Source organism: Jingyaoa shaoxingensis (assembly GCF_014385005.1).
GTDB classification, from domain to species: Bacteria; Bacillota; Clostridia; order Lachnospirales; family Lachnospiraceae; genus Marvinbryantia; species Marvinbryantia shaoxingensis.
The window spans coordinates 1-2,561 of record NZ_JACRSZ010000045.1 but is presented as its reverse complement, the minus strand read 5'-3'; the positions used below and the strand labels follow the sequence as shown (position 1 = coordinate 2,561).

Below are 2,561 nucleotides of genomic sequence, written 5' to 3'. Positions count from 1 at the left end.
TTGAACAAAATCGCTGCGCGATGGCCTGCCAAGGCTATGGCGCAGTTTTTCTTTACACTTTAATAAAAAGCAGTGGAAACCAAGTCCTACAAGTAGTATTGTTAAGTCACCACAACCAACAATCAAACAGGATCGACATCCCCACTGCCTATGATAAGAATACCATTGAGCTGCCTTTCTGGCAAGCAGTTTTATTATGCTAATGCTCCTCCATGTAAGCAGTGTTTATACATTTACGATTTACTTTACATGGAGGATTTTATTATGTACGAAGAAATTTTTAATCAGATTAGATCTGCTGCGAATAAACGGAATCTCAAGGATTCCACAATTCATGCATACTGTACCAGTGTTGCTCATTTTTTGAACCACACAGCCAAGGATATAGATGCATTAACAACTGACGATGTTGATACATTCCTAACTGAAAAGAAACTTTCCGGGATTTCACCAGAAACATACAATCACTACCATTCAGGAATCCGCTTCTTTTACAAAAAAGTATTGAAGATGAATTGGGATGATGATGACATACCTCGTATGAAAAGGGACAGAAAGTTACCAGCGGTGCTTACAAAAGCAGAAATATCAGCTATTCTTGATGCTACACCAAATCTGAAGCATAAAGCTATGATCGCTACTATGTATTCAGGTGGACTTCGTGTTTCAGAAGTCACACACCTTCATTATGATGATATTTCACGCACGAACAAAACCATACACATCCGCGATGGAAAAAGCCGATCTGACCGTTATACTTTGCTTGCAGACCGGACGCTTGAAATATTGACAGAATACTGGTTTCAATGTGGCAGGCCAAGAGGGATTCTGTTCCCAAGTTCATGGACAGGGGATTATCTTACAAAAGATAGTGTCATTCAGTTTTTTCGTGAAAGCGCCGAAAGAGCAGGCATTCAAAAACACGTCTCCACACATTGTTTGCGTCATAGTTTTGCAAGTCATCTGTTTGAGTCAGGCTGCGATATAAAATATATTCAGGCTCTTTTGGGACATCGTGATCCAAAATCAACAGAGATTTATCTGCATGTAAGCAATAAAACTCTGCTTGGTATTAAAAGCCCATTTGATGAGATGGGTGGTGAATGATTATGGATAAATCATGTACGATACAGGATGTATTTGAACGGTTCTATCCTTCCTATGAAAAGAGGAGTAACCCTCCTGCTCATCACAGAAAAACGGCTTATCACATCAGAAACTGTAAAACAGGAGTTTTTGGTGTAAACATCAGTGTTTGTGAGGACTGCGGATGTATCAGTGTTCACAACAACTCCTGCAGAAGCAGATGCTGTCCCATGTGCCAGGAGTTTCCGAAAGAGAAATGGATTGATGCACAAAAAGAGAACGTATTGGATGCACCCTATTATCATGTAGTATTCACAGTTCCGGAGGAATTGAATTCCATTATTTACAGCAACCAGAAGCTGTTATATGATGCACTGTATCATGCTGCTTCAGCCACATTGAATGAATTGTCAAAAGATGCAAAGTATCTGGGAGCTGATATAGGGTATATCTGCATTCTTCATACCTGGGGCTCTGCAATGAATTATCATCCTCATATTCATACCATTGTTCTTGGAGGTGGGCTTGATGATGAAAATAAATGGAAAGAAACAGGTGGAATTTTTTTTCTCCCATATGGTGTCATCTCCAAAGTGTTCCGTGGAAAATATCTGGATGAGTTAAAAAACCTGTGGAATGATTCTAAGCTTAAATTTCATGGTACAGCAGAGAAATATCAGAACAGCTATCGTTTTAAAGAACTTCTTGATAAGTGTTATGAAAAGAACTGGGTCACTTACTGTAAAGAAACTTTCAATGGTGCACAGTCGGTTATCAATTATCTTGGAAAATATACCCACAGGATAGCAATCAGTAATCAGCGAATCAAATCCATGACAGATACGACAGTTACATATGCAGTAAAAGACTATAAAAACGAAGGCTGCTGGAAAGAGAAAACAATTTCAGGAGAAGAATTCATCCGTCGATTCATGATGCATGTTCCACCCAAACGATTTGTCAGAATCCGGCACTATGGTCTGCTATCATGTAGAAACAAGAGAAAAAAGATAACTCTCTGCAGAAACCTGCTTGGATGCAAGAAATACATTTCTACATTAAAAAATCTAAATGCAGTAGAAATGATAAAGGTTTTGTATCACATCGATATATGCAAATGTTCTTCTTGCGGAGGGAATATGGTATCACCCCGCAAAGATAAATACAGTTCTTCTTTTCATGCACATATGAGATGTTAAAATCTACAATTGCATAGAATAAATGACTTCCGCATAGGAGGTTTGTTTGTCATGCCTGAAATTGATTTCTTGAATAAAAAAACTTTTACCAAAACATCCGGTATGATAAACTTAAGGAAAAGCGCAACGATTGAATCCCCATAGCTATCGGCTAAAGGGACGCGACTTTGTTCACCAAGGTAAAATCGAAATTGATGTAAACGAAAGGGCAGTTTTTATCAGAACTCAAGGCTGCTTTTTCGTTTACACCAACTCCGATTGTTTCCTTAACAGTTT

Annotated in this window: 3 protein-coding genes; all 3 read left to right on the top strand. The window is 38.5% G+C overall.

What is annotated here, in order from left to right; all coding sequences use genetic code 11:
• On the top strand, positions 1-203 hold a 203-nt coding region (locus H8716_RS17340), incomplete at its 5' end, for a hypothetical protein (protein ID WP_044963569.1).
• 61 nt (positions 204-264) lie between these two features.
• Positions 265-1,107, top strand: coding sequence for a tyrosine-type recombinase/integrase (locus H8716_RS17335; protein ID WP_015514772.1), 843 nt, complete (start codon positions 265-267; stop codon positions 1,105-1,107).
• A 2-nt stretch (positions 1,108-1,109) separates the two neighbouring features.
• A complete protein-coding gene (locus H8716_RS17330; protein ID WP_456298683.1) occupies positions 1,110-2,285 on the top strand; it encodes an IS91 family transposase in 1,176 nt (391 codons plus the stop codon).
• Positions 2,286-2,561 lie beyond the last annotated feature (276 nt).